25 protein-coding genes, 4 tRNA genes and 1 riboswitch are annotated in these 25,548 nt (G+C 64.7%); of the genes, 20 read left to right on the top strand and 9 right to left on the bottom strand.

Annotated features, from left to right (window positions below; translation table 11 throughout):
• Positions 1 to 12: 12 nt before the first annotated feature.
• Positions 13 to 145, bottom strand: a riboswitch (FMN riboswitch).
• A 19-nt stretch (positions 146 to 164) separates the two neighbouring features.
• The 5 genes from rpe to FM101_RS12175 form a co-directional block, all read right to left on the bottom strand.
• Positions 165 to 836 carry a ribulose-phosphate 3-epimerase gene (gene rpe / locus FM101_RS12195; protein ID WP_086999953.1) on the bottom strand — a complete coding sequence of 224 codons (672 nt, stop codon included), beginning with the start codon at positions 834 to 836 and terminating at the stop codon, positions 165 to 167.
• Between the two features lie 3 nt (positions 837 to 839).
• Positions 840 to 2,378, bottom strand: a complete 1,539-nt coding sequence (locus FM101_RS12190; protein ID WP_086999952.1) for an RsmB/NOP family class I SAM-dependent RNA methyltransferase — start codon at positions 2,376 to 2,378, stop codon at positions 840 to 842.
• Positions 2,375 to 3,322 carry a methionyl-tRNA formyltransferase gene (fmt, locus tag FM101_RS12185; RefSeq protein ID WP_086999950.1) on the bottom strand — a complete coding sequence of 316 codons (948 nt, stop codon included), beginning with the start codon at positions 3,320 to 3,322 and terminating at the stop codon, positions 2,375 to 2,377. The genes FM101_RS12190 and fmt overlap by 4 nt, the downstream gene beginning before the upstream one ends.
• Positions 3,319 to 3,891, bottom strand: coding sequence for a peptide deformylase (gene def / locus FM101_RS12180; protein WP_086999948.1), 573 nt, complete (start codon positions 3,889 to 3,891; stop codon positions 3,319 to 3,321). The genes fmt and def overlap by 4 nt, the downstream gene beginning before the upstream one ends.
• Positions 3,892 to 3,986: 95 nt before the next feature.
• Positions 3,987 to 4,832: a cytochrome gene (locus FM101_RS12175; RefSeq protein ID WP_086999946.1), complete on the bottom strand. Its 846-nt coding sequence runs from the start codon at positions 4,830 to 4,832 to the stop codon at positions 3,987 to 3,989.
• Positions 4,833 to 5,038: 206 nt separating this feature from the next.
• On the opposite strand from FM101_RS12175, the gene FM101_RS12170 reads away from it, so the two are divergent.
• The 5 genes from FM101_RS12170 (at position 5,039) to FM101_RS12150 (ending at position 5,883) form a co-directional block, all read left to right on the top strand.
• A tRNA-Gly gene (locus tag FM101_RS12170) sits at positions 5,039 to 5,112 on the top strand.
• Between the two features lie 63 nt (positions 5,113 to 5,175).
• A tRNA-Cys gene (locus tag FM101_RS12165) sits at positions 5,176 to 5,246 on the top strand.
• A 28-nt stretch (positions 5,247 to 5,274) separates the two neighbouring features.
• Positions 5,275 to 5,346, top strand: a tRNA-Val gene (locus tag FM101_RS12160).
• A gap of 34 nt (positions 5,347 to 5,380) precedes the next feature.
• A tRNA-Gly gene (locus tag FM101_RS12155) sits at positions 5,381 to 5,457 on the top strand.
• A gap of 198 nt (positions 5,458 to 5,655) precedes the next feature.
• The gene (locus FM101_RS12150; protein WP_086999944.1) at positions 5,656 to 5,883 is read left to right on the top strand and encodes an antitoxin; all 228 of its coding nucleotides are present in this window, start codon (positions 5,656 to 5,658) and stop codon (positions 5,881 to 5,883) included.
• A 92-nt stretch (positions 5,884 to 5,975) separates the two neighbouring features.
• Here the strand turns inward: FM101_RS12150 and FM101_RS12145 are convergent, their stop codons facing one another.
• On the bottom strand, positions 5,976 to 6,584 hold the full coding sequence (locus FM101_RS12145) for a helix-turn-helix domain-containing protein (protein ID WP_179204316.1): 609 nt from the start codon (positions 6,582 to 6,584) through the stop codon (positions 5,976 to 5,978).
• A 56-nt stretch (positions 6,585 to 6,640) separates the two neighbouring features.
• Between FM101_RS12145 and FM101_RS12140 the strand changes: the two genes are divergently transcribed.
• On the top strand, positions 6,641 to 7,831 hold the full coding sequence (locus tag FM101_RS12140; protein WP_086999943.1) for a benzoate/H(+) symporter BenE family transporter: 1,191 nt from the start codon (positions 6,641 to 6,643) through the stop codon (positions 7,829 to 7,831).
• A 9-nt stretch (positions 7,832 to 7,840) separates the two neighbouring features.
• Complete coding sequence (locus tag FM101_RS12135) at positions 7,841 to 8,599, top strand: class I SAM-dependent methyltransferase (RefSeq protein WP_086999941.1); 759 nt, start codon at positions 7,841 to 7,843, stop codon at positions 8,597 to 8,599.
• Here the strand turns inward: FM101_RS12135 and zapE are convergent.
• Positions 8,596 to 9,636 carry a cell division protein ZapE gene (gene zapE, locus FM101_RS12130; protein WP_086999939.1) on the bottom strand — a complete coding sequence of 347 codons (1,041 nt, stop codon included), beginning with the start codon at positions 9,634 to 9,636 and terminating at the stop codon, positions 8,596 to 8,598. The genes FM101_RS12135 and zapE overlap by 4 nt on opposite strands.
• Positions 9,637 to 9,809: 173 nt before the next feature.
• Between zapE and FM101_RS12125 the strand changes: the two genes are divergently transcribed.
• The 3 genes from FM101_RS12125 to ybaK are packed head-to-tail and all read left to right on the top strand — an operon-like array spanning position 9,810 to position 11,723.
• Complete coding sequence (locus FM101_RS12125) at positions 9,810 to 10,721, top strand: sulfurtransferase (RefSeq protein ID WP_086999937.1); 912 nt, start codon at positions 9,810 to 9,812, stop codon at positions 10,719 to 10,721.
• A 30-nt stretch (positions 10,722 to 10,751) separates the two neighbouring features.
• Positions 10,752 to 11,198: a SufE family protein gene (locus FM101_RS12120; protein ID WP_086999935.1), complete on the top strand. Its 447-nt coding sequence runs from the start codon at positions 10,752 to 10,754 to the stop codon at positions 11,196 to 11,198.
• 12 nt (positions 11,199 to 11,210) lie between these two features.
• The gene (gene ybaK, locus FM101_RS12115) at positions 11,211 to 11,723 is read left to right on the top strand and encodes a Cys-tRNA(Pro) deacylase (RefSeq protein ID WP_086999933.1); all 513 of its coding nucleotides are present in this window, start codon (positions 11,211 to 11,213) and stop codon (positions 11,721 to 11,723) included.
• Between the two features lie 17 nt (positions 11,724 to 11,740).
• Here ybaK and FM101_RS12110 read toward each other — a convergent pair whose 3' ends face one another.
• Positions 11,741 to 12,985, bottom strand: coding sequence for an alpha/beta hydrolase family protein (locus tag FM101_RS12110; RefSeq protein ID WP_086999931.1), 1,245 nt, complete (start codon positions 12,983 to 12,985; stop codon positions 11,741 to 11,743).
• A 119-nt stretch (positions 12,986 to 13,104) separates the two neighbouring features.
• Here FM101_RS12110 and msrB point away from each other — a divergent pair, with 119 nt between their 5' ends.
• The 5 genes from msrB to FM101_RS12085 all read left to right on the top strand — a co-directional run bounded on the left by msrB (position 13,105) and on the right by FM101_RS12085 (position 17,936).
• Positions 13,105 to 13,539 carry a peptide-methionine (R)-S-oxide reductase MsrB gene (gene msrB / locus FM101_RS12105; RefSeq protein WP_086999929.1) on the top strand — a complete coding sequence of 145 codons (435 nt, stop codon included), beginning with the start codon at positions 13,105 to 13,107 and terminating at the stop codon, positions 13,537 to 13,539.
• A 201-nt stretch (positions 13,540 to 13,740) separates the two neighbouring features.
• Positions 13,741 to 15,117, top strand: a complete 1,377-nt coding sequence (locus FM101_RS12100; RefSeq protein WP_087000072.1) for a DUF6421 family protein — start codon at positions 13,741 to 13,743, stop codon at positions 15,115 to 15,117.
• Positions 15,118 to 15,126: 9 nt separating this feature from the next.
• Positions 15,127 to 15,858, top strand: a complete 732-nt coding sequence (locus tag FM101_RS12095) for an SDR family NAD(P)-dependent oxidoreductase (RefSeq protein WP_086999927.1) — start codon at positions 15,127 to 15,129, stop codon at positions 15,856 to 15,858.
• 64 nt (positions 15,859 to 15,922) lie between these two features.
• Entirely contained in the window at positions 15,923 to 16,954 is a 1,032-nt protein-coding gene (locus FM101_RS12090; protein WP_087000070.1) for a threonine aldolase family protein, read from the top strand.
• Between the two features lie 43 nt (positions 16,955 to 16,997).
• Positions 16,998 to 17,936: a DUF817 domain-containing protein gene (locus FM101_RS12085; protein WP_241895280.1), complete on the top strand. Its 939-nt coding sequence runs from the start codon at positions 16,998 to 17,000 to the stop codon at positions 17,934 to 17,936.
• Here the strand turns inward: FM101_RS12085 and FM101_RS12080 are convergent.
• Positions 17,844 to 19,334 carry an L-lactate permease gene (locus tag FM101_RS12080; protein ID WP_158225888.1) on the bottom strand — a complete coding sequence of 497 codons (1,491 nt, stop codon included), beginning with the start codon at positions 19,332 to 19,334 and terminating at the stop codon, positions 17,844 to 17,846. The two genes, FM101_RS12085 and FM101_RS12080, sit on opposite strands and share 93 nt — an antisense overlap.
• Positions 19,335 to 19,574: 240 nt before the next feature.
• Here FM101_RS12080 and FM101_RS12075 point away from each other — a divergent pair, with 240 nt between their 5' ends.
• The 5 genes from FM101_RS12075 (at position 19,575) to FM101_RS12055 (ending at position 25,543) form a co-directional block, all read left to right on the top strand.
• Positions 19,575 to 20,183 (top strand): DUF3000 domain-containing protein, encoded by a 609-nt coding sequence (locus FM101_RS12075; protein WP_241895288.1) that lies wholly within the window; start codon positions 19,575 to 19,577, stop codon positions 20,181 to 20,183.
• A 22-nt stretch (positions 20,184 to 20,205) separates the two neighbouring features.
• Positions 20,206 to 21,498: an HRDC domain-containing protein gene (locus FM101_RS12070; protein WP_086999919.1), complete on the top strand. Its 1,293-nt coding sequence runs from the start codon at positions 20,206 to 20,208 to the stop codon at positions 21,496 to 21,498.
• 134 nt (positions 21,499 to 21,632) lie between these two features.
• Positions 21,633 to 22,874, top strand: a complete 1,242-nt coding sequence (locus tag FM101_RS12065) for a thiolase family protein (RefSeq protein WP_086999917.1) — start codon at positions 21,633 to 21,635, stop codon at positions 22,872 to 22,874.
• Between the two features lie 3 nt (positions 22,875 to 22,877).
• Positions 22,878 to 25,007, top strand: coding sequence for a 3-hydroxyacyl-CoA dehydrogenase NAD-binding domain-containing protein (locus FM101_RS12060; protein ID WP_086999915.1), 2,130 nt, complete (start codon positions 22,878 to 22,880; stop codon positions 25,005 to 25,007).
• A gap of 89 nt (positions 25,008 to 25,096) precedes the next feature.
• Positions 25,097 to 25,543, top strand: a complete 447-nt coding sequence (locus FM101_RS12055) for a Rieske (2Fe-2S) protein (RefSeq protein WP_086999913.1) — start codon at positions 25,097 to 25,099, stop codon at positions 25,541 to 25,543.
• Positions 25,544 to 25,548: the final 5 nt, after the last annotated feature.

Below are 25,548 nucleotides of genomic sequence, written 5' to 3'. Positions count from 1 at the left end.
CAGACCAGCCCTGTACGTGCTTCTCCCATCCAGACTTTAACTGTCGGTACTGGAATTCCACCAGTTCAACCTCGGCGCCGTGAGGCACCTCGGGTCGCGGACTATAACCGCCGGTTCGGACTTACACCGACCCCGGAGCACGTGTGTTTAATTATGTTCCTAAACTATAGCCCCGACCCGGTGTGTTCGACGACATGTCGCAATACGTCGATGGCCTCGGCGGGTTCCTCGGTGCCGTAGACGCTCGAACCGGCCACGAAGACATCGGCTCCGGCTTCCGCGGCACGCAGGATGGTGTCGCGGGTGATCCCCCCATCGACCTGCAGCATCAACGGTAATCCGGCCCCCTCGATGGCGGCCCGCGCCCTACGGATCTTGGGCAGGATGATGTCCAGGAAGGATTGACCACCGAAGCCGGGTTCGACGGTCATCAGCAGTAACATATCCAGTTCCTCGAACATGTCCAGATACGGTTCCACCGCGGTGGCCGGGCGCAAGGCCATCGCGGCCTTCGATCCCCGGGCCCGCAGTTCCCTGGCCAGCCGGACCGGTGCCGCCGAGGCCTCGGCGTGGAAGGTCACCGACTCCACCCCGAGATCTGCGTAATCGGGAGCCCACCGGTCAGCGTTTTCGATCATCAGGTGCACGTCCACCGGGAGGCTGCTGACTTCTGCAATGCGTTTGACCACCGGCAGGCCGAGTGTCAGGTTCGGGACGAAGTGGTTGTCCATGACATCGACATGCACGGCATCGGCGGTTTCGATGCGGTGCAGTTCGGCTTCGAGGTTGGCGAAGTCGGCGGAGAGGATGCTGGGATGGATCCGGCAATGAGACATGGGTCAGCCTTTCGTCTGCTCGATCGGTTCGGCCTGCTCGGCGTCGGCGTCGAGGGTGATCAGTGCCAGGAACATGGCGTCGGTGGAGTGTAGATGCGGCCAGAGCTGCACGGTGTTTCCGCCCGAAGCGTGGTCGGTACCTTCGATGCCGCCCTCGAGCGAGACGGTGTTGACCGCGGCCGCGGTATCGAGGAGCCGTGCGTGCGGTGTGCGGCGTAGGGCGTCGTCGAGCACTGCCAGCGATTCGGCGGGATGGGGTGAGCAGGTCGCATAGGCCAGGACTCCGCCGGGGCGCAAGGCCTTGAGTGCCGCGTCGATCAGCTCATCCTGCAAGGTGGTCAGCTCGGCCACGTCGGCAGGGGTTTTACGCCAGCGGGCTTCGGGGCGGCGCCGTAATGCTCCCAGCCCGCTGCACGGTGCATCAACGATGATCCGGTCGAAACGCTGATCTGCGGGGATCCCCAGATAGCGCCGTCCATCACCGACCACGACGTTCCAGGCGTCCCGATCCACCGGACGCAGCGCCTTGCGCACCAACTCGGCACGGTGTTCGGCAGGTTCATTAGCGGTCAATTCGGCGCCGCGCTGCGCGGCCAGGCTGGCCAGGAGGGCTGCTTTCCCGCCCGGGCCGGCACAAAGATCCAGCCAGTCGGTATCGCGTCCTTCGATTTCCACGGTGGCCAGGGCGCGGGCCAATAATTGTGAACCAGCATCTTGGACCCGCGTGGTTCCCTTGTGGATGGAGGAGAGCTTGGAGAGGTCTCCCCCACTGTAGTACGCCGAATCGGGGGACAATTCTCCCGGCGTCGCACCATGTTCCAGGGCTTCATCGAGGGATCCGATCCCCGGAAGGGCAACGAGGTTGACGACCGGCGCCAGGTTATCTGCCGCGAGCAGCTCGGTGATTTCGGCGGCATCCCGCCCGTGGGCAACCAGTCCCTGGCGCAGAGCCCTGACGACCCATTCGGGGTGGCTGTATTCCAGGCCCAGCCGGGAGACCTCGTTTTCGACACCGTCCAGGACCAGCGCCGTCCAGGCTTCGGCGTCGTTCCGTGAGACCTTCCGCAAGACGGCATTGACGAGTCCGGAGGGGCCGGCGCCGATGACGGCACGGGCCAGGCCAACGGTTTCATCCAGTGCCGCATGGTGGGGTACACGCATGGCCAGTAGCTGGTGGGCGCCCAATCGGAGGGCATCCAAAATGGCCGGATCTAGTTTTCCCAGTGGACGGTCCACACAGCGGGAGAGGACGGCATCGTAGAATCCCCGTCCGCGGAGGGCGCCGTAGGCCAGTTCGGTGGCGAATCCTGCGTCACGACCGCTGAGCCCGTGTTCACGGAGACGTCCGGGCAGGACGAGGTTGGCGTAGGCGTCCTGCTCGGCGACGGCACGCAGGACCTCGTAGGCGACCAGCCGGGCAGGGTCGGCGATACGGCGGCGTTGGGAGGGGGCAGAGGCGCTGAAGTTCCGTTGCCCCGAACCGCCGCGGTTGCGTTGGCGTCCGGCGTCGTTGCGGCGTTCACCGCGTGAGTCGTTGCTCATGAAAAGGAGACCTGCTTCCCTGTTGCGCCTTGTTCGTCGATATCCAGCCCGCGGGCCCAGTCGGAGGCCTTCATCATCTTCTTGCCGGCTGGCTGGACTTCATGCAGTTCCAGGGCATGTGAGCCGGTTCCCACCAGAACGCGGGGTGCGCGGCCAGGGAGGACGCGCAGCACTGCTGGTTCCAGCTCCGTCACCGACGGTTCCAGGGCGACGGCACCGAGTTTGAAACGCTTGCCGTCCAACACGGTCCAGGGCCCGGGTTCGGGGGTGGTGCCGTTGATGCGCCGCCGGATCGCCAGGGCCGGTTCCGTCCAGTCGATATGGCCGTCCTCGATCCCGAGTTTGGGGGCCAGGGTCACCGGTCCGCTCTGGGGTATCGGCGATAAGCGGCCGGCGTCGATGCCGTGCAGGGTTTGCGACAGCAGGACGGCACCACTTTCGGAGAGCCTGCCCAGGAGGGCTCCCGCGGTATCGTCCGGGGCGATGTCCTCAGTCAGTGTCCCGTACACCGGGCCGGTGTCGAGGCCTTCCTCGAGCCGGAAGGTCACCGCACCGGTGACGTCGTCACCGTGAATGATCGAGTGCTGGACTGGTGCAGCCCCACGCCAGGCCGGCAGCAGTGAAAAGTGCAGGTTGACCCAGCCGTGCCGGGGTACTTCGAGAGCTTCTGGTGGCACCAGGCCCCCGTAGGCGACGATGGCCGCGATGTCGGCTTCGGTCGCGGAAAGAGCTGACACGACGTCGTCGTCGATCTGATTGGCCTTGATCACCGGCACACCCAATTCGACGGCACGTGCGGCGACGGGCGAGGGCGTGAGGACGCGTTTTCGTCCGAGCGGGGCATCTTCTCGAGTGAGCACGGCTACCACGTCCAAACCATCGGAGAACAGTCGGTCCAGGCAGGGCACAGCGATCTGCGGCGTGCCGGCGAAGATGACTCTCATCGGGCTGCTCCGAACGTTCCGCCGCCGAAGCTTGAGCCCACCTCAGTGGCGCGGCTTCCGCGGACTCCGGCAGCGACGTCTTCGTAGCCGGCGTCCCGGATCCGGGCGAGGGCATCCTTTTTGTCGGCTCCGCGCAGCCGGTCGACGTAGAGGCGGCCGTTGAGGTGGTCGGTTTCGTGTTGCAGGCAGCGGGCAAGGACACCCTCGCCCTCGACGACGAGTGGTGCCCCGGTCATATCGCTTCCGCTCACGCGGGCCCAGCTGGGCCGGGGCAGTCGGTATCCCAGTCCGGGGACCGACAGGCAGCCCTCGGTGGCTTCGGCTTCTTCGACGCCACCGATTTCCAGGACCGGGTTGACGACATGGCCAACTTGGTCGTCGACACGGTAGGTGAAGACCCGCAATCCGACGCCGATTTGGGGTGCTGCAAGCCCGACACCGGAGACCGCGTCCATGGTTTCGGTCATATCTTGTACCAGTCGGGCCAGCTCGGGGCCGAACTCGGATACCTCGTCCGCGGGGGTTCGCAGGACGGGATCCCCCACGATGCGGATTTCCAGAATCGTCATGACTGCATGCTCCTGACGCCGAGTGCCCGGCAATGTGCTGTGGAAAGTCGTCCGGTCGGCCCGGTGGGCGGCGGTGCCGGTACGCATGGACCAGTCTACTGGGCCGGGGGCGGGCCCACGGCCCGCAAGGCGGTTCCAGCTTCGGAGACCTTGACACCGGATTCCCAGACTCTCCGTAGTGCGAAGAACCGACTCCAATACGCCGGCAGGACTTCGGGAGGGGCCATGAGTGTGCGCACTTCGGTCTCTCCCACGGCAACCCCGAACAGCATCGGGTCCTCCCCATACGGCCAGGGTTCCCACGTTCCGGCAGCCGCGTCGACGACAACCTCCTCGGCCTTATAGCCGGCGGCCAATTGCATGACGACCTTGGGATCCAACGCTTTGACGCGCCCGTCCCGGTCGGTGCCCTTGGTCTTATAGTCAATCAAGCACAGTCGTCCACCGATCCGCGCCACCAGGTCCAGCGTTCCCGCATAGCCCACAGTATGGTTCCAGACGGTGACCTCGGCAGCGATCGGCTCGACACGGTATTCGTCCCACCAGTCATCAAAGCGGGAAGCGAATCCCCCTTCTCCCTTTTCCAGAAGAACCTCCCGCGCTTCGGCGGCGACGTGCGGGCGGCCCAGCGCCCGCAGAGCCACCTGCTCGCAATAGTTGTGGACGCGATCTCCGCGGGCGGCGGCCTCATTGCGGTAGGTCTCTGCGGCATTGGAGGCGTCCCGCGCGACGGTGCGCAACTTGGCTTTATTGCCCACGGCTGCGCTCAACCGATCGTCTTGGGTGACCGCCGTGGCGGCCATATGCCCGATCCAGCCGTCCAGGGACATGGAGGCCTGGCCGATCACCGTGGTGATGGAGGGGACCTCCGGCAGCCCGTTGATCTTGCGGGAGTACATGCGGCCATACGTGGTCTGGTGGGCCAGGGCAGGTGAAGTCATGACCACGATTCTGGCATGCCAACCCGACGTATTGGGTGTCGCGCTGACGCTCCGAGGCCAGTAGGTTCACCGCGATTCCGCAGTTCGACTCCCGGGTGACGGAGACGATTTGGAACTTCGGTGAATCGTCGTATAGAGTTTTTACTCGTTGGAACGCACCGCTTCGGAAAGCTCAAAGCGACCGAAACGGAGCAGTTCTCTGACATGCGGACATAGCTCAGTTGGCTAGAGCGCCACCTTGCCAAGGTGGAGGTCGCGAGTTCGAATCTCGTTGTCCGCTCGCAAGTCACTGTAAGGATCGATTCGTCGATCTAGCCGGGGCTGGGAAACCAGTTCAGGACACGGTGGGGTGGCCGAGTGGCTAGGCAGCGGCCTGCAAAGCCGTATACGCGGGTTCGAATCCCGTCCCCACCTCGCATACGGTAATGTTGCACCCTGAAGAGGGCGATTAGCGCAGCGGTAGCGCGCTTCCCTGACACGGAAGAGGTCACTGGTTCGATCCCAGTATCGCCCACTGAAAAGGCTCCGCCACGGCGGAGCTTTTTTATGCGGACATAGCTCAGTTGGCTAGAGCGCCACCTTGCCAAGGTGGAGGTCGCGAGTTCGAATCTCGTTGTCCGCTCCACGAACCGCCGGACGGCTCCCCTGCCGATCAGGCGGTTTTTTCATGCCCGGCACGTGAAGCGGCACGAACCAGGGCCGCCTATTTCACCCAGAGCGCAGAAAACCAGGGGCCCTTCCTCTCGAATTCCCTCAAGCCACCCCACTATGATGGTCATCACACGGAGGCTTGGAAGGCTTCCCGGAGGAGAGGAGGTGTCGCTTGGCTTTTTTTGACGAGCTCAAGGGCAAGGCCGAGGGACTCAAGGACAAGGCCACTGAAGTGGCCGGAAGCGGAGCCGAAAAGCTCCGTGGGACCGTAGACGGTGTCGGCAACTTTGTTGATGAGAAAACCGGTGGCAAGTATTCCGACAAGGTGGACAACCTTCAGGAATCTGCCAACAACCTTCTCGACAAGGCAGCTGGCAACGATTCGAATCCCCCCACCTAGAATTCCGCGCACCCCTCCGGGGACGCCTGCCGGCCCGCGAGCACGGCAAACAGGTGCCGGTACCGCCGTGAGGCGGGACCGGCACCTGCTCGTTAATGCAACATCGTCCCGCCGGTCGGCGGATTGATAATGGTCAACACACCCTCGGCCCCTGCTTCGGATGAGTAGACATGTCGACCAGAGGACTCCCAGGATAGGGCCTGCCCGGCACCGATTGCTCGGGCTTGACCTTCAGGCCCCACCAGGGCTTCCCCCTCGACCAGGACCAACTGCTCCGTCACACCCCGGCCATGGGCCGGGGAGACCCGACACCCCGGGCCGATCGAAAGCCAATACACTTCGATCAAGGACCCGTCGGTGATTCGACGGGCCTCTAGCAGCCTGGCTGACACCGGCCCTCCGCCGACAGAGATCTCCCCGCCCACGATGGTGCCCGCGACTCCCCCGACGCCAGCATGCTGCGGCTGCTGGTCCGCATCATCAGTGGAGACAAAGCCGGCCAACGGGACCCCGAGGACTCCGGCGACGGCGTAAAGAGTCTCCAGGGTTGGATTGCGTTGACCGTGCTCGAGTTCGGAGAGCGTCCCCTTGCCGATGCCCGCCGCCGTGGCCAGACCGGTCAGTGAAAGACCCGCTTCTTGCCGATGGGTGCGGATCCGGTTGCCGACGTGAAGCATGCGGGGATCGATTGCGGCGGACATGGACCCAGACTACGCTGAGAGGCGTTCCGTAAACAGAACCACCGTCAGTCGAGGTCATGCCGCATACCCCAGTTCCCACCGCCTCTCGAGATTTCGTGCGCCCCGTCACCGCTGGCCTGGTCACGGCTCTGGTGGGCTTCACTTCTTCCTTCACTGTCGTTTTGGCCGGCCTCAGCGCCGTAGGCGCCAGTCCGGGGCAGGCGGCCTCCGGTCTACTGGCGCTGACCATCGCCTTTTCCCTGTGCACGGTTGCCATCGCGGTGACCACCCGGCGTCCGGTGACCTTTGCCTGGTCGACCCCCGGTGCCGCCTTGCTAGCTGCCGCTGGAGGTCTGGGGCTGGGCTGGAACGAGGCTGTCGGCGGTTTCGTGATGTGTGCCCTGCTAATTTTTCTCACCGGCGCCGTACCGGCCATCGGCCGTCTGCTCGGAAGGCTTCCGGCACCGCTGGCTCAGGCGATGCTCGCCGGGGTCCTGTTCGAACTCTGCCTGGCCCCGTTCCATGCCCTGGCCAACGTCCCGCTCATGGCAGGCTCGATCATCCTGGTCTGGCTCGTGTGCATGCGCTGGGCACCACGTTGGGCCGTGCCGGCAGCCATGGCCGCCACCTTGCTGATCGTCATGCTCAACGCGACGCATGCCGGAACGGCCCTACCCAGCAACCTATGGCCTCGGCTGGAGTTCACGATGCCCGCCTTTACGTGGGCCGGGGCGACGGGCGTCGCGATACCGCTGTACATCGTGACCATGGCCTCGCAGAACATCCCCGGCATGGCCGTGCTGTCCGGCTTCGGCTATAGGACGCCCTGGACCGCTTCCATGCTCGGCACCGGGGCGGCTGGCCTCGGAGCAGCCTTCTTCGGCGGGCACGCCATCAACCTCGCTGCCATTTCGGCTGCCCTCGCGGCGGGTGAGGAAGCGGGTCCCGACCGTTCGCGGCGCTGGATCGCCGCAGTTTCTGCCGGCGGCTTCTACTTCCTCCTCGGCCTGGGAGCCACGGCTGTGGGGGCGGTGGCCGTCACGGCTCCCGAGGGGCTGCTCACCGCGGCTGCCGGCTTGGCGCTCTTCGGCACCTTGGGGGCCGCGGCGTCCTCGGCGCTGGAAGATCCCCGCTCCCGCTTCGGCGCCCTGACCACGTTCATGATTACCGCCTCCGGCGTCGCCTTCCTGGGGGTGGGCTCCGCTTTCTGGGGACTGGCCGGAGGGTTGCTGGTCAGATGGGCGGTCGAACGCCCGGGCCAGCATTAGGCTGGGCCCATGACGGATCTCTATGGCGACGAAGACCTCGTCGCCCTCTACGAAACCGATAACCCAGCCGGGCGGGATCACGAGTATTACCGGTCCCTTGCCGACAGGCTCGGTGCCGGAAAGATCATCGATCTGGGGTGCGGCACAGGGCTACTCACCCGAACCCTCACGGGCCCCGGTCGCGAGGTCATCGGTGTGGACCCGAGCCCCACGATGCTCGGATACGCCCGCCGACAGCCCGGGGCGGATGCGGTGCGATGGATCGACGGGGACGCCCACGTCCTGGATCCCTCGGCCCCTGCAGATCTGGTGCTCTGTACCGGGAACGCCTTCATGCACCTCGCGACAAAGGAGCTCGTCGCAACGCTCGACCATCTCCGCCGCAACCTCACACCGGGCGGAGTCCTGGCCTTCGAAACGCGCAACCCGGCTTACCGCGAATGGAAAAACTGGACTCCGGAAAAAACAACGAGTCACCGCTGGGCAGCGTTCGGGACCTTCACCGAATGGTTGGAGGTCACCTCGGTGAGCCGCGGCGTCGTCGTCTTTGACAGCCATAACCTCTTCGCTGACGGAAGCGACAGGATCTTCACCAGCACCCTGTACTTCCGTACCGAAACCGAGCTGATCGAAGCGTTGGACGCCGCGGGCTTCGAGAACGTCGAGCTCAAAGGTACGTGGGAGGGCGATCCGGTAGCTGCGGAGCACCGTTTGCTCATCGTGCTGGCCGCCACGGGGGCATCGGCTGCCCCCGTGAACCGCTGCTAGATCGACACTTCTGCCTGCTGCCCTTCACGCGCCAGAGCCGTCAGCCGCGACACCGCACGCGAGTACTTCTTCTGGTACCCACCTGCCATCATCTCCTCGGTGAAGAGCTCGTTGAACGGCTGGCCACTGGCCACGACGGGGACGTCCTTGTCGTAGAGCCGGTCGGCGAGGACGACGAAACGCAAGGCAAGCGACTGCTCGGTGATGGTCCGCACCTGGTGCAGGACCAGAATGTCGATATCCTCGACCAACTGCCGGTAGCGGCTCGGGTGAACCTTGGACAGATGCTTGACCAGTTCGCCGAAGTCATCGCTGGCCAGGACCTTATCTGCGTAGAGCTCGGTGGCGGTGGACTCGAGAACGTCGTCATCCACGGGCCGCGGTGCCTCGGGTAGGCCACGGTGGCGGAAGTCATCACCATCGATGCGCAGGACATCGAATTGGTCGGCCAACACTTGGATTTCGCGTTGGAAGTCCACGGCGGCAAAACGGCCCTCCCCCAAGGAACCAGGCAGGGTGTTCGAAGTCGCCGCGAGTTTCACCCCGGCATCGGATAATTCGCGCATCAACCGCGACATCAGCACCGTGTCACCGGGATCATCAAGTTCGAACTCGTCGATACACACCAGGTTGTAGCCGCTGAGGACCTCGACCGTTTTCCTGAACGACAGGGCACCGACCAGGTTGGTGTACTCGACGAACGTGCCAAAGGCCTTGGGGCCGGGAACCGCATGCCAGAGGGAAGCCAGCAAGTGGGTCTTGCCCACACCGAAGCCGCCGTCGAGGTAAATGCCGGCCTTGGCCTGTGGGCTCTTCGCTCCGAAAATCCGCCCAAGGAGGGACTTCTTCGAGTGACCGATCCCCTCGGCGAAGGCACGCAAAGCCTCCACCGCCTCGGTCTGCGATGGCTGCGCCGGGTCCGGACGGAAGGTGTCGAAGGACACGACGCCGAATCGGTACGACGGATGGAATCCGGCGAGCAGTTCGTCAGGTGAGACCTGGGGGATGCGTTCGGTCAGGTGTTCGATATGTGCCACGGGCGGGGTCAGTTCCTTTGTGCGGGGACGGGCCGGCGCGCGGGGCGCACCGCGTCCAACTTTACGCCCCGCGCGCAAAGGCACCCGCACGTGACCCCCGACCCAGCGGCCCGGCACCCAAAGACGTAGGCTGGAGGAAGATCCCTAGCCGCCGTGTGAAACGAGGAATCCCCATGGGCCTTGCCGCCGATACCAATACCAAGTTCTCCGCCTACGCCCATCCCGAACGCTTGGTCTCCACCGATTGGTTGGCCGAGCATCTTGAAGATGACGACCTGGTGGTCGTGGAATCCAACGAGGACATCCTGTTGTACTCCACCGGTCATATCCACGGTGCCGTGAACATCGACTGGCATACCGATCTCAACGACGAAGTCACTCGCGACTACGTTGACGGTGAGGCATTCGCCCGGCTCATGGCCGCCAAGGGCATCACCCGCGACACCACCGTGGTGATCTATGGGGATAAGAGCAACTGGTGGGCCGCCTACGCCCTCTGGGTTTTCACGCTGTTCGGCCACGAGGATGTCCGCCTGCTCGACGGCGGCCGCGATAAATGGCTGGCCGAAGGGCGCGCAACGACCCGGGAGAAGCCGAGCCCGGAAACCACCGACTACCCGGTGGTCCCGCGCAATGACGACCCCATTCGCGCCTTCCGCGAGGATGTCATCCCCCACTTCGGCAAACCGTTGATCGATGTCCGCTCCTTCGAGGAATACACCGGTGAGCGCACCCATATGCCTGACTACCCACAAGAAGGCACGTTGCGCGGCGGCCATATCCCCACCGCTGCGTCGGTCCCGTGGAGCAAGGCTGCCAATGAAGACGGCACCTTCCGGAGCCGGCCCGAACTGGAAGCCCTGTACCTGGACGAGGCGGGCCTCACCCCCGGGGATGACGTCATTGCCTACTGCCGCATCGGCGAGCGGTCCAGCCACACATGGTTCGTGCTCAAGCACCTGCTCGGTTTCGAATCCGTCCGCAACTACGATGGTTCATGGACCGAATGGGGCAATGCGGTCCGTGTTCCGATCGCCGTCGGCAGCGAACGCGGCGAAGCCCCGGCTTCCTCGGCCCGCAGCTAGGTACCCACCGTCCCCAAGGAGCATGCACCCATGAGTGATACCGCCATTCCCTCCGCCTTGGCGGAGATCATCGATGATTTCAACGCCGTCACCGAGCGTGAGCGCTTGGAATTGCTGTTGGAATTTTCCGACGAGTTACCCGCCCTGCCGGAGCGGTTCGCCGAACACCCAGAGCTCTTGGAACGGGTCGTGGAATGCCAGACCCCGCTGTTCCTGACCGTAGAGATCGCCGCTACCGACGCCCGGGAGGTCAGCTTGTTCTTTTCGGCGCCGCCGGAAGCACCCACCTCACGGGGTTTCGCGGGCGTCTTGGCGGAGGGGCTCGATGGCCTACCGGCCGCCGAGATCCTCGCTGTACCCAACGATATGCCCGAGCGACTCGGCCTCACCCGGGCGATCACCCCGCTACGCATGCGCGGTATGTCGTCGCTGCTGGGACGCATCAAGCGTAAAGTCGCCGAAGGCGTGGCCGCGTAGTCGGTTGCGATGATGTCCAGGAAGAAGGGCCCTCAGGACGCTGGTGGCACACCCGCCACCGTGCTGTTGGACGCCGACGGCGCCAGCTATACGACTCATACGTACGTTCATGATCCGCAGGCGGCATCCTACGGAACGGAGGCGGCGGAGGCCTTGGGGGTCGACCCGGCACGGGTCTTCAAGACCCTCATGGTCGATACCGGTCGCTCGGGTGGCGCGGCCCTGGCGGTGGCGATCGTCCCGGTGACCGGTTCTCTGGACCTCAAAGCAGCTGCCGTTGCCCTGCGGGTGAAGAAGGTCCAGCTGGCACAGGCCGATGACGCGCAACGCCGGACCGGCTACGTCTTGGGTGGGATCTCCCCACTGGGCCAACGCCACCATTCACCGACGGTGATTGAGGACTCTGCGACGACCTGGTCGACGATCTACGTCTCGGGTGGGCGGCGTGGCCTGGAGATCGAAGTGGCTCCGCAGGACCTGATCCGACTCACCGACGCGCACCCGGCAGCCGTGGCCGGACCGTAGCACCCGAGACTGCAGCGCTACCGACTGCGACGCCCTCCACCGGGTTTCGGTGCCACGATGATCCTCGCCAGCCAGCTGGTGACCACCTGCTCCCACCGTTCGGGATCAACATTCCATTCGCGCGTATGCGCTGCAACCGTGAAGCGTTCGAAGGTGACCATTTCGGGGTTCAGTTCCGCCAGCTGGGCGGAGGCACCCACCGGCACGAAATCGTCGTCCTCGCTATGCAAGATCAAGGTGGGTACCCGGAGCTGGTCTGCCTTGGCAATCCAGTTCAGTTCCTTCAAATCCAGCGGAGCCGCCAAACCGGTGATCGTCCGGCCGGCACGGTTGGACAGCATCCATTGCCCCAACCGACCGACGGCTTCGGGAATGCGGTTGACCTTGGCATGGTGACGGAGCACGTCAATCCAATTCACCACCGGGCCATCGAGCACGAGGGCCTGGATATGCCGCTTATATCGTGATTTATCGGCCACCTGAAGGCTGATGGCCCCACCCATGGACCACCCCATCAGAATCACGTTGTGCGCCCCGTTCTGAAGGGCGAAGTCGATGCCGGCTTCAACGTCTTCCCATTCGGTGCTGCCCAGCCCGTAGCGTTGATCCGAGGCAAACGGGGCCACCCCGTCATTGCGGTAGGACAGGAGCAACGAACTCATCCCCAGCCCGGCGGTGGTTGACAGCGCCCGCAGGCCCTCGGTGCGTGCGGCTCCCCGGCCGTGCACCATAATCGCCCACGTGTCGGCCCGATCCGTACCAGGAACCAGCCACGCAGGGGCAGCGCCCACCGCTGTCGGGATGTCCACGCTCTCGGCAGCGAATCCGGCGTCTTCAGGTGTTGCATAGACAGCTCCTGACCACCAGCCACGGACCGCCGTTTCCAGGTTGCCGGAATACACGCGCTCCACCCGGCGGGCAATGGTGCCCTCAGCAGGGGTGAAAGAGAGAATCTCGCCGATCCGAGCGTGACCTCGGCCGGCATCGAAGTACAACGAGTACGTACCGGGATCCGTGGTTTCGGCGGTCGCGGGAAGGATGACTTCCAGTCCCTCGTCTCCGCGCACGACGGCGAGGATCGCCAGGTCTTCGGTCTTGCGCACCGGAAGCACCACCTGCCGGGCAAAATATCCTGCCAGCGCCGAAGCACTGGCGGCCAGCAGTGAACCGGCGGCGACGCCGACTCCGGCTCCGAGGACGGCCCACCGCATCATGGGGGCCTGGGGGGTCGCAGGGTCGGCGGTCCGTGTGTACTCGCGCATGTACCCATCATGGCAAGTCAAGCCGGGTGCGCCAAGTCCCCGCAGGCTCCCTCGGTCACGATGGAGCGTGCCCGGCAGGCCGCGGGAATGGCTGGGCCTCCCCAGACGTTGGAGGCAGTGTGAGTACATTTTCTGATTCGAACGCCCAGTCCTTTCCTGTCACCAAGACCGACGAGCAGTGGAAGGAAGAACTCAGCACCGAGGAATTCCAGGTCCTTCGACAAGCAGGAACGGAACGCCCGTTCACCGGCGAGTACTGGGATAGCACCACCGAAGGTGTCTACGCCTGCCGTGCCTGTGGGGCCGAACTGTTCACCAGCAAGGAAAAATTCGGCTCGGATTGTGGCTGGCCCTCCTTCTTCGCCCCGTTGGCAGAGGGGTCCGTGCGCTATCTGCATGACAGGTCCCTGGGCATGGAGCGCATCGAGGTTCGTTGCGCCTCCTGTGATTCGCATCTGGGGCACGTGTTCGAGGGCGAGGGGCTAGATATCCCCACCGACCAACGCTTCTGCATCAACTCGGTTTCGTTGAGCCTGCGCCCCACCGACGCCTAGTCCCGTCGTCGCCAGCATGCCCCGCGCTGGGTCTGCGGAGGGTCATCTTGATCACATGCATGAGCACTTCTTAGCCTTAGGCTTTCTTCACGCCAGTGCTGCTTGATCTTTTCTAGGCTGGGATCACCACGGCAGCAGGCCGGCGCAACCAGCGCGGCCCCGGAGATGATTCGAGGTGCAGGACCGATGTCCCAGGCAACCATGACGCATGACACCACCAGCGGACACGGCGAGGATCTCGCTCAAGATCCCGTGTGGCTGGAATTGAAGGCTGCGGCGACCGCTTTCCAACAGTTGCAGGTCAAAGACGGTTCGGTCCCCGAAGCGACCGACCGGGTCCGCGCCGCCGAACTGACTACCACGATCACCGCTGCGGTGACGGAGTTGCGCCCTCTTTTTGAACACGACGGAAGCTATTTGGACCAGGTGGTCGCGGACTTCAAGTCCTGGGCGGCAGGAGGGTTCGGCGTCCCCGATTTCCTGGACTCCCTACAGGCGTTCCAGCCGCAACTGGACCGCGTCGACGGGCTACGCCACCTCGTGGTGTTCCCCATGTACACACAGAACGGTTCAACCAACCGTTTCGTTGAAGCGGTGCTCGTCGAGGTGATCTGGCCCGAGTTCATCGCCGAGCTGGAAGCCGGAGACTATTCGAACCGGCTGTTTGTTCCGCTGCGCTTTTTGGACTTCACCCCCGGCTATGACACCAATGCTGCGGTGCTCTTCCCTGAATCGGTCGCCATGCGCGAGACCCCGGCCTTTACCTGGGGTGCGATTTTCCAGGACCGGGAGGCCGCCCGTTACCGTCGAGTCGTTGCCGCCGCGGCCGAGATCACCAATCTCGATCTGCCGGCCGAGGCAGCCGAACTCCTCGCCGACCAGAAACTGACCGAAGAGACGTTCATCATGTGGGACATGATCCACGACCGCACCCACATGCGCGGGGACCTGCCGTTCGACCCCTTCATGATCAAGCAGCGGATGCCCTTCTTCCTGTACTCCCTGGAGGAACTACGCTGCGACCTCACCGCCTTCCGCGAATGCGTCAAGATTGCCGCCTCCACCGCTTCGGATCCCGAGACCGCCCGGCATGCCCGCCTGGTGCAGTACACGGTGATCTTCGACCGGATCTTCCGCTTTGCCATCACCGGAAGCCGCGTGCGTAACTACGACGGGCTCGGCGGACAGTTGCTCTTCGCCTGGATGCACCAGCACCACGTTTTGCACTGGACCGATACCAAACTGACCATCGACTGGGATGCCATCGCCCAGGTCGTCAGCGCCTTGGGTGATGCCATCGACGATCTCTACTGGCACTCCATCGATCGGCCGAAGTTGGCCCACTGGCTGGCCGCCTATGATTTGGTTTCCTCCACGGTCACCCCCCATCCGGCATCGGTCTGGGCGAAGGGCAAGGAAGCCCTACCGCTGATGGAGCCTCTGAAGGAAATGACGAATCAGGTCCTCGACGACGAATTCCCGCTGTCGATGTTCTACGAGGCGTTGAGCAAAAAAATGAAGCCGGTCATCGAATCCACGGTCGGCATCACCGCTGGCGATGTCCCGGCATCGGCCTAGACTGGCCACATGAGCACACCGCATATACCCACAGTCCTCATTGCCGGTGCCACCTCCTCCTCCGGGGTGGCTGCCGCGCGGGCGCTGCATGATTCCGGGGCGAGGGTCCTGGTGGTCGGCACCAACGCGGCACGACTGGAGGAACGTCTGGGGTTCGCCTCGGCGCGCTACGCCACCGATCTGTCTGACTACGCCGCCACGGCGGCCTTGGCGGAACGGATCCACACCGAGGTCGGGTCCATCGATGGACTGATCCATCTGGTCGGCGGTTGGCGGGGCGGCAAGGGGCTGGCCGGACAGTCGGATGAGGACTACGACTTCCTGCACCGCAACGTGGTGACCACCTTGCGCAATACCTCGCGAGTCTTCTACCCGGATATTGCCGACTCCCCCGTCGGACGGCTCGCGGTGGTCTCCTCCACGGCCGTCCAACGCCCCAGCGCTTCCGGCGCGAACTACATCTCCGTCAAGGCCGCTGCCGAGGCATGGACGATGGCTACGGCAGGGGGCCTCCGTGCCGCCCAATCTGGGCACCGGCAGAACCCTGTCCCCCAGCATTCCGCCGCCGTCGTCCTGGTCATCAAGGCCTTCGTCGACGCTGCGGCGCGCGAGCAGGAACCTGGCAAGGAATTTGTGGGATTCACCGACGTCGTTGATTTCGGCAGTGCGGTCGCCGGCCTGTTCGATGCCGATGCCGCAAGCTTGAACGGCACCCGCCTGTCCCTGGTGCCGCAGGCATAGACTAAAGACGACTTCCCACCAGCAACTTCTGAGGATAAACGTGAGCACTTCCCTGCACGACACCATGGTCCGCGGCTTCGCATCGGATAACTATTCGGGTGTTCATCCAGAGATCATCGAGGCACTGATCGCCGCCAACGGCGGCCACCAGATCGCCTACGGCGAAGATGAATACACCGAACGGCTCGGACACGTCATCCTGTCCCATTTCGGACCGGCCACCGAGGCTTTCCCGGTCTTCAACGGCACCGGCGCCAATGTGACGGCTTTGCAGTCGTTGCTGCCGCGCTGGGGCGCCGTGGTCTGTGCCGATACGGCGCATATCCACGTCGACGAGAATGGTGCCCCCGAGCGGACCGGCGGCATGAAACTGCTGACGGTACCGACCTCGGACGGCAAACTGACACCCGAATTGATCGATCGGGAGGCCTGGGGGTGGGGCGATGAGCACCGCGCCCAGCCGTTGGCGGTTTCCTTGACCCAGTCCACCGAGCTCGGCACCTTGTACACGATCAAGGAGCTCAAGGCGATCACCTCCCATGCCCACGAACTGGGGATGAAGGTTCATATGGATGGGGCCCGCCTCTCCAATGCCGCCGCTGCCTTGGACGCGCCTCTGCGAGCCTTCACCCGCGATGCAGGGATCGATATCCTGAGCATGGGTGGCACGAAGAACGGAATGATGTACGGCGAAGCCATCGTCGTCCTGGATCCGGAGGCCGCTACCGGGCTGAAGTACCTGCGGAAGATGAACATGCAGCTCGGTTCGAAGATGCGCTTCATTTCAGCCCAGCTGATCGCCCTGTACGAAGGTGACCTCTGGCAGCGTTCGGCTTCCCACGCCAACGCCATGGCTCAGCGCCTGCGCACTGCAGTTGAGGACATCGACGGTTTGGAAATCACTCAGCCGACCGAGTCCAACGCCGTGTTCGCGAAGCTGCCCGCCGCTGCCGCCGACCGGGTCCGCGAGGACTTCCGCTTCTATGACTGGGACGAAGCCACCGGCGAGGTTCGTTGGATGTGTGGCTTCGATACGACCGAGGACGACATCGACCGCTTCGCCGCGGCCATCCGGGCTGAGGTAGCCGCTGGCTAGCACCCACGGGAATTCCACCACGCTCGAGCAGCGTCTCGAGGCCGTGGCCCATCGCCTCATTAGCCGGTTTTCCGACAACAGGGCAACCAAGGTCCTGGTCGAATTCGCGGTCTTCACTGCCAAGCAGGCGTGGGCTTGCGTCTTCGGCGCGGCGATGCTGGCCGTCCTGTTGGCTACACGGCTGTGGTATCCCGATGACATGTCCTTGGCCCGTAACGACGCGGTGACGCTCGCGGCGGTTCTCATCCAGGTACTCATGGTCGTTTTCCGGTTGGAGACGTTGCGCGAACTTCGGGTCATCGTGTTGTTCCATATCGTGGGAACCGGCATGGAACTGTTCAAGACCAGTGTCGGGTCCTGGATCTACTCGGGCGAGGGACTCCTCCATCTGGGAAACGTGCCGCTCTACAGCGGGTTCATGTATGCGGCGGTCGGTTCCTATATGGTCCGCGTCTTCCGGCTCTTCGACCTGCGTTTCACCCACTATCCCCGCAGGTGGGCCACCGCCGTGCTGGCAGCTGCCATCTACCTGAACTTCTTCTCCCACCACTACATCCTTGACCTGCGCTGGTTCCTCTTGGCGGCGGTGCTCGTGGTCTTTGGCCGCAGTTGGATGCATTTCAGGGTCTTCCGGGTTCGGTTGCGGATGCCCTTGGTCCTCTCGTTCCTGCTGGTTGCCCTGTTCATCTGGTTCGCCGAAAACATCGCCACCTGGTCCAATGCCTGGGCCTATCCGGATCAGCTCGACGGCTGGCAATTCGTTTCCATCAATAAGCTCGGGTCCTGGCTGTTGCTCATGATCATCTCGGTCGTGTTGGTCACCTGGGTCTACCCGCCTGAAGGGCCAGAGCCGGTGCACACCCAGCCGGGTTCCTCCGACGGCGCCGGCCTAGAAGAGCAGCCAGGTGACCAGTCCCAGGATGGCCGAAACGATGGCCAGCAGCGCGAAAATCCGCGGCAGTACCCAACGGTTGACCGCTGATTCCGAGGCCTGAGGATCTGCTGAGGATTCCCCGAGGCCCTCACCTCCCGGGATGCCCACCGGGGTTGCCACGGCCAGCTCGTAGGCCAACAGCAGGCGTGAAGGAGCAGCCATGGTCGCCATCGAAGCAGTGACGTTGGTGGCTGCCACCATTTGCAGGACAGAACTGCCCAACTCCGTGGCCACCTGAGTCTGGGTGGCAGTCAGCATCGCGTTGGCTGCCGTATTCGAACCGGTGATGAATCCGGCGAGGGCATTCACCGCCGGGGCGATCGCCAAATAGCTTCCGCCCATGGCCGCCAAGGCGGTGCCCAGCTCGGCCCCCATTCCGGTCGCCGCCAGGACGGATCCCAGCACGGTGAAGCAGAACGTCACCACGCCCACCGGGAGCCATGTCCTCCAGGCCGAGACGGCCCGGTGCCCCAGCCGTGCCTCGGGCTGGTCGCTCGCCCAACGCTGCCCCGGCCCGAAATGGGCCACCAGGCAGGCGACGACGAGCCACGTGGCGGGGCTACTGATCGCCCGCAAGCTGAGTTGGGGTTCCCCATTGGACGTGACGGCGCGGGTAGCCAGAAGGCCGGCAGCCATCACGGCATAGGGCAAAGAGGCCCGCGCCACCACCCAGCCGGCGGCGATGAGGGAGCCGCGCCAGCGATACACCAGCAGGTGAGCCGCGGTCGGAACCAATGAGCCCATGACGCCAGCCAGGGGCGTTCCCAACAGGATGTTGGCTCCCAGGATTCCCGACCAGAGCAGCAAGGAACTAGCCACCGCACCGCCGAAAAGCCTGCCCACGGAACCGTCATGGCGCAGCAGGAAAGTCACCAGGAGGGCCACTCCGAGCATCACCGGAAGGGATAGAACCGCCGAACGGATCCCCACCTCCACTAACGAGGTGCCCGAGAGTTCCGAGGCCAGCAGCGTCCCGGGGCCGAGCGCACCCCAGGGAACGGCGAGCAGCCCGAGGAGCGAAAAGATCGTTGATCGCGGCACCGAATGCCCTATTAAGCGCAGGATCGGCACGCCCACGGTGACACCAATACCGAAGCCCGTGACGGATTCTGCGAAGGGGACGATTCCGAAGACCACCAGCAACGTTCCGGTGCGGCGTGAGGGGGCACTCGAACGCAGCCAGCCAGAAATCGAGGCCATCGCTCCGGTGTTGGACATGATCCTGCTCAGCAAGACCCCTGCGTAGAGGATCAACAGAATTTCGATGATCGTCGGGGCGAAGGCAGCCAATGAGCTCCCGACCACCAACCAAGGGGTCGGGAAAAAGATGAGAGCCATCACGATGCCGGCCGCCAAGGACCAGAGGGAAATCCGGGTGGCCTTGACGCCCAGGAAGAACAGCACGCCCGCGAGCAGGATCGGAACAGCAGCTGCGACTGCCAACATGATCCACCTCCTGGTTCCTTGAACGTCAACGGCCCGTGGTGCCGAACACATCACCCCGAACGACCGTAGTGCACCGAGCCCGGTCCTAGGCGTCGCCCCGCTGTCAGGGGCCACCCCGGTAGCATGGGCAGGCCACAGAGCGCACGACAACGGCGAGCCTTCCGGGTACCCCGGACCGATGACTCTAGACTCGGTTTCGTGACCGCTCTTGGCGACCTGGCACAGGTTCCCCCAGACTTCATGACGGCTCTCTCAGGACTCCGTCAGGCCGATTGCCGTGCCGAAATGCACTTGGCCGAGATCCCGGCCCCCGCACGGCTGGCCCCGTACGCAGTGGCGCTCTCCGCGGAGGTTCTAGAGTCCCCGCCCCGAGTTCGGAGTTCACTCCATGGGCCCGCGGCGGCCGCGCTAGCGGAGGCTCGCAGCCCGGAGGATGACAATGAATTAGCCACCGGACGGTTCATCCTGCTACACGACCCGGAGGGTTCTGACCTGTGGAACGGCACCTTCCGCATTGTCACCTACATCAGGGCCCAACTCGATGCCGAGATGGGCAACGACCAGATGCTCGGCTCCGTGGCGTGGACCTGGCTCCTCGACGCCCTCCACGAGAACAACGCGGTCTACGCCCACGCCGGGGGCACCGCGACCCGGATGCTTTCCCAGAGTTTTGGCAGCCTGGAAGAACGTCCCGAAACCATTGATATCGAATTGCGTGCTTCATGGACGCCGCAAGGTGCTGACCTCCAGTCCCATCTAGAGGCGTGGAGCGATATGGTCTGTACTTTTGCGGGTTTGCCGCCCTTGCCCGAGGGTGTCACAGCTCTGCCACGCCGCCGACGGAGTTGAATCCACTAGAATTGGTTTCATCATGACCACTTCGCGCACCGACAGCACACCCTCACCCACTGACGCCGAGGACTCGACGCCCCCGGCGCCTGAACCCACTCCGCTGACGGAGCCCCGCGAGGGAGTTCCCCCGGTCGTCAACACCGACGCCGGTTTACTGCGTGCCGCACGCACCCTGGCTGCCGGCAGCGGACCGGTGGCCGTGGACGCCGAACGGGCTTCGGGTTTCCGCTACGGTCAACGCGCCTTCCTGGTTCAGCTCCGCCGCCGCGGGGCTGGCACATGGTTGATCGACCCGGTCCCGTTCAACGACCTGCTCCCCATCAATGAGGCCCTGCACGGTGTGGAGTGGATTCTGCATGCTGCCACCCAGGACCTGCCATGTTTGGGCGAACTCGGCATGCACCCGGATGCCCTCTTCGATACGGAACTGGCTGGGCGCATCGCCGGCCTGCCCCGCGTCGGTCTCGGACCGGTCGTGGAGTCCCTGCTCGGACTGAGGTTGGCCAAGGAACATTCAGCAGCCGACTGGTCGACCCGGCCGCTGCCCGAGCCGTGGCTCAGGTATGCGGCCCTCGACGTCGAAGTTCTCGACGAGCTGCGTATTGCGTTGGCCGAACTGCTGCAGGAATCGGGCAAACTCGGCTTCGCCGCCGAGGAGTTCGAGGCCATCCGCACGGCTCCGACGCCCGCGCCCCGCGTCGACCCGTGGCGCCGCACCTCGGGACTGCATCAATTACGCGATCGCCGTCAACTCGCCGCCGTTCAGGCCCTGTGGTACGAGCGGGAATCGCTCGCGGAGAACCGAGATGTCGCCCCCGGGCGGCTGATTCCCGATGCCGCCCTGATCGCCGCGGCCAAGGCCATGCCGACCACCGTCCCGCAAATGCTCAAGACCCCCGGCTTCCACGGCCGGGCGGCGAGCAAGGAGGCGCCCCGTTGGCTGCGTTGCCTGCAGTCAGCCCGCCAGGCCGAGGAACTGCCTCCCATGCACATCCCCACATCGGCGCCGCCGCCGGCCCGCACCTGGCCGGAGAAGGACGAGGCCGCGGCCCGCCGGTTGAACACCGCCAAGCCCCGGGTCGCCCGGCGAGCCGAGCAGCTGCAGATGCCCACCGAGAACCTGCTCACCCCCGATACGCTGCGTCGAGTGGCCTGGCGTCCACCGGAAGAAGTCACCCCGGAAACCGTCGCGACCGCGCTGGCCGACCTCGGAGCCCGCCCCTGGCAGATCCGCGAAACCGCCCCGATCATCACGGTTGCGTTCCTGGACCCTGAACCGCTGCCTGAGAAGCGGACATCCAAGCCAGCGTGACCTGAGCGAGAGCTCTCCGACGATAGGTACCTCGCCCCGGCGACACAGCGGTCCCCCGACGTCTTGCACCTCTAGTTACTCACCGGTAACATATGGAGTGGATCACATTCATTCCACGCAAGGAGTCACCCCCAGTGAGCCCAACAACCGCACGCGCGCTGCCGCGCAACCGGCAGGTCCGCGACGTCGTGTTCGTCGACGGCGTCCGCACCCCCTTCGGCAAGGCCGGAGAGAAGGGTATTTACCACGGCACCCGCGCCGATGACTTGGTGGTCAAGTGCATCCGCGACCTTCTGCGCCGCAACCCCGAGGTTCCCGCGGAGCGTATCGACGAGGTCGCTATCGCCGCAACCACCCAGACCGGCGACCAGGGCCTCACCATCGGGCGCACCGCCGCCTTGCTGGCCGGGCTGCCGCAATCCGTGCCCGGCTTCGCCATCGACAGGATGTGTGCCGGTGCGATGACCGCGGTGACCACTACCGCTTCTTCCATCGCCTTCGGCGCCTATGACGTCGTCGTCGCCGGTGGTGTCGAACATATGGGCAACCACCCCATGGGCGCCGACGCCGACCCGAACCCCCGTTTCGTTTCCGAGCGCCTCGTGGACCCTGCGGCACTGAACATGGGCAACACGGCCGAGAATCTACACGACCGCTTCCCAGCCATCACCAAGGAGCGTGCCGACCGATACGCCCTGGCCAGCCAGACCAAACTGGCTGCCGCGTATGAAGCCGGAAACATCCAACCCGATCTGGTCCCCGTGGCCGCACGCCGTCCGGGTGAAGGCTGGGCCCTGAACACGACCGACGAACCACCGCGCCCCGGCACCACGCTCGAGGATCTCGAATCCCTGCGCACCCCCTTCCGCGCCCACGGTCACGTCACCGCAGGCAACGCAGCGGGACTGAACGACGGCGCCACCGCCGCCCTGCTGACCTCCTCCGAGGCAGCCGAGGAATTGGGGCTGGACCCCAAGATGCGCCTGGTTGGTTACGCCTTCGCCGGCGTCGAGCCGCAGGTGATGGGCATCGGCCCCGTGCCCGCCACGGAAAAGGCCCTGGCCCAGGCAGGTCTGTCCATCGAGGACATCGGACTCTTTGAGATCAATGAGGCCTTCGCCGTTCAGGTCCTGTCCTTCTTGGACCATTACGGCATCGCCGACGACGATCCCCGGGTCAACCGTTATGGTGGGGCCATCGCTGTCGGACACCCACTGGCTTCCTCGGGTGTTCGTCTGATGAACCAGCTCGCCCGGCAATTCGAGGCCGACCCTTCCGTGCGTTACGGCCTGACCACCATGTGCGTCGGGTTGGGCATGGGCGGCACCGTCATCTGGGAAAACCCCCACCACGCCGACTACGGGAAGGACGCCTAAGACATGGCTACCCAGGATTTTGACCGCTTCGAGGAACTTGCCGCGCAGGTCCCCGACGAAATCATCACCCACACCCTGGTCTCAGACGTCACGCTAGCGTCGGGAGCAAAACTCGCGCTGCTGACCCTGGACAACGGGCTGGACCACAGCAAACCGACCACGTTGGGCCCGAGTACCCTCATCGAATTCGGGCGCGAACTCAACCGCCAACACGAACGAGCCGCTGCCGGGCAGATCCAGGCCCTCGCCGTCACCGGCAAACCCCATTTCCTCGTCGCCGGCGCGGATCTGACGACGGTGAAAACCCTGAAGAAGTCCTCCAGCGGGGCGCTGATGGCCGAGCTCGGTCATGCCGCCTACGATCTGCTGGCCGATCTCGGGGTGCCGACCTTCGCCTTCATCAACGGCGTCGCCCTCGGCGGAGGCTTGGAAGTCGCGCTGGCCGCGAACTACCGCACCGTCTCCTCCGGTGCCAACGGCCTGGGTCTGCCGGAGGCCTTCATCGGTCTGGTCCCCGGCTGGGGCGGCGTCTACCGCCTGCCGCGTCTGATCGGCCCGGAAGCCGCCACGACGGTGATGATCGAGAACCCGTTGAACAACAACCGTTCGTTGGCCGGCCCCGCCGCCTTCAAGCTGGGCATCGCCGATGCCCTGTTCGAGCCGGCCGATTTCGTCGAGCAGTCCCTGGCCTGGGCGGATACCGTCCTGACAGGTGCCGAGGTTTCTCGGCCGAACGCCGTGGATCCGGCCACCGACCCGGCCGTGGCAGAACGTTGGGATGCTGCGGTCGCCAAGGGCCGAGCCTTCGTCGAAGCCAAGACCGCCGGTGCCGCCCCGGCGCCGGGCAAGGTCCTGGATGTCTTCGAGGCCGGCAAGACGATCAGCCAGGCCGAATCGGCACGACTCGAATGCGCTGCCCTCGTCGAACTGATGCAGACCCCGCAGTTCCACGACACCGTCTACTCCTTCTTGGATCTGGTGCAGAAACGGGCCAAACGCCCGGCAGGCGCCCCCGACCGCAAGCTCGCCCGCCCGGTCACCAAGATCGGTGTCGTTGGTGCCGGGCTCATGGCTGGACAGTTCGCGCTGCTCTTCGCCAGAATGCTGAAGGTCCCGGTCGTGATCACCGATATCGATCAGGGTCGGGTGGACAAGGGCCTGTCCTATATCCACGGCGAGGTCGATAAGCTGCTGGCCAAGAAGCGGATCTCCGCAGATGCGGCCAATCGCACGAAGGGTCTGGTCACCGGTTCGGTTTCCAAGGAGGCCTTCGCCGACGCCGATCTGGTCATCGAGGCCGTCTTCGAGGAGCTTCAGGTCAAGAAGCAGGTCTTCGCCGAGGTGGAGGCCGTCGTCTCCTCCGAATGCATCCTGGCCACCAACACCTCCTCCTTATCGGTGACGGAGATGGCGGCGGACCTGTTGCACCCCGAACGGGTGGTTGGCTTCCACTTCTTCAACCCGGTGGCAGCGATGCCGCTGATCGAGATCGTCAGGGCCCCCAAAACCGACGACGTCGTTCTGGCCACCGCCTTCGCCGTGGCCAAGGATCTGCGCAAGACGGCGGTCCTGGTCAAGGATGCGGCGGCCTTCGTGGTCAACCGCGTCCTGCTGCGTCTCATGGGCGAGGTCTCCAATGCTTTCGACGACGGCACCCCCGCCGAGGTCGCAGACAACGCGTTGCGCCCCCTGGGCCTGCCCATGAGCCCCTTCACGCTCCTGGCCATGGTCGGGATCCCCGTCGCCCAGCACGTCATGGAGTCCCTGCATGAGGCCTTCGGCGACCGATTCCGCGTCTCGGCAAACCAGCAGGCGCTGATCGACAACGGGCTGAAGTCGGTCTGGGTCCAGAACGAGGACGGAAGCCGGTCCATCCCGGAGTCGACTCTCGAGCTGCTCAGCTTCGGGTCGACGCCGAGCACCTCGCAGGAGTTGTTGGTGCGCACCCAGGACGCGCTGGCCGAAGAGATCGGTCTGATGCTCGACGAGGGCGTCGTTGCCGGCCCCGAGGATATCGACCTGTGCATGATCCTGGGTGCCGGATGGCCGATGCATCTGGGCGGCATCACCCCGTATCTGGACCGTGTCGGAGCCTCCGAACGGATGCGGGGCGCCCGCTTCCACGCGGAGTGATCCACCACTTCATGTGAGTTGCCCGACATGACGGCGATGCCCCCTTCCCGGGGCATCGCCGTCCTGCGTGGTCATGAAAGAATCACGGTATGAGCACCTCAGCACAACCGTGTCGCCGTCTGGTCCTGGGATCCACGCTTGCCCTCGGGGCGGGCACGACGCTCGCCGCCTGCGGGGACGGGTCCTCAGCGGCGCCCCAGAACACCTCACAGCCTGTGCCGGAACCTACCGGTACCCCACTGACGGTCGCTCCTGTCGCGGACCTTCCCGTGGGTGCCATGGTGAACGTCGATGCCGAAGCCACCGGCGAAACGTATCTGCTCTACCGCAAGGACGATGAGACGGTTCTGGCCTATACCGCCGTCTGCACACATGCCGGGTGCCGGGTGGGTCCGGGCGAGGCCGATTTCATCTGTCCCTGCCACGAATCGCATTTCAACCCAGATGACGGTACGGCCACCGGTGGCCCCGCCCGCGAGGCACTGACCCGTTATGCGGCAGAAATCACCGATGGAAAGATCGTGCTCTACCCCTAGTCCGC

Origin of the sequence: Arthrobacter rhombi (assembly GCF_900163545.1) — a bacterium.
In the GTDB taxonomy this organism is placed as follows: Bacteria; Actinomycetota; Actinomycetes; order Actinomycetales; family Micrococcaceae; genus Arthrobacter_H; species Arthrobacter_H rhombi_A.
Note: the sequence above shows the minus strand (reverse complement) of the source record. Positions and strands in the feature narration are given on the sequence as shown.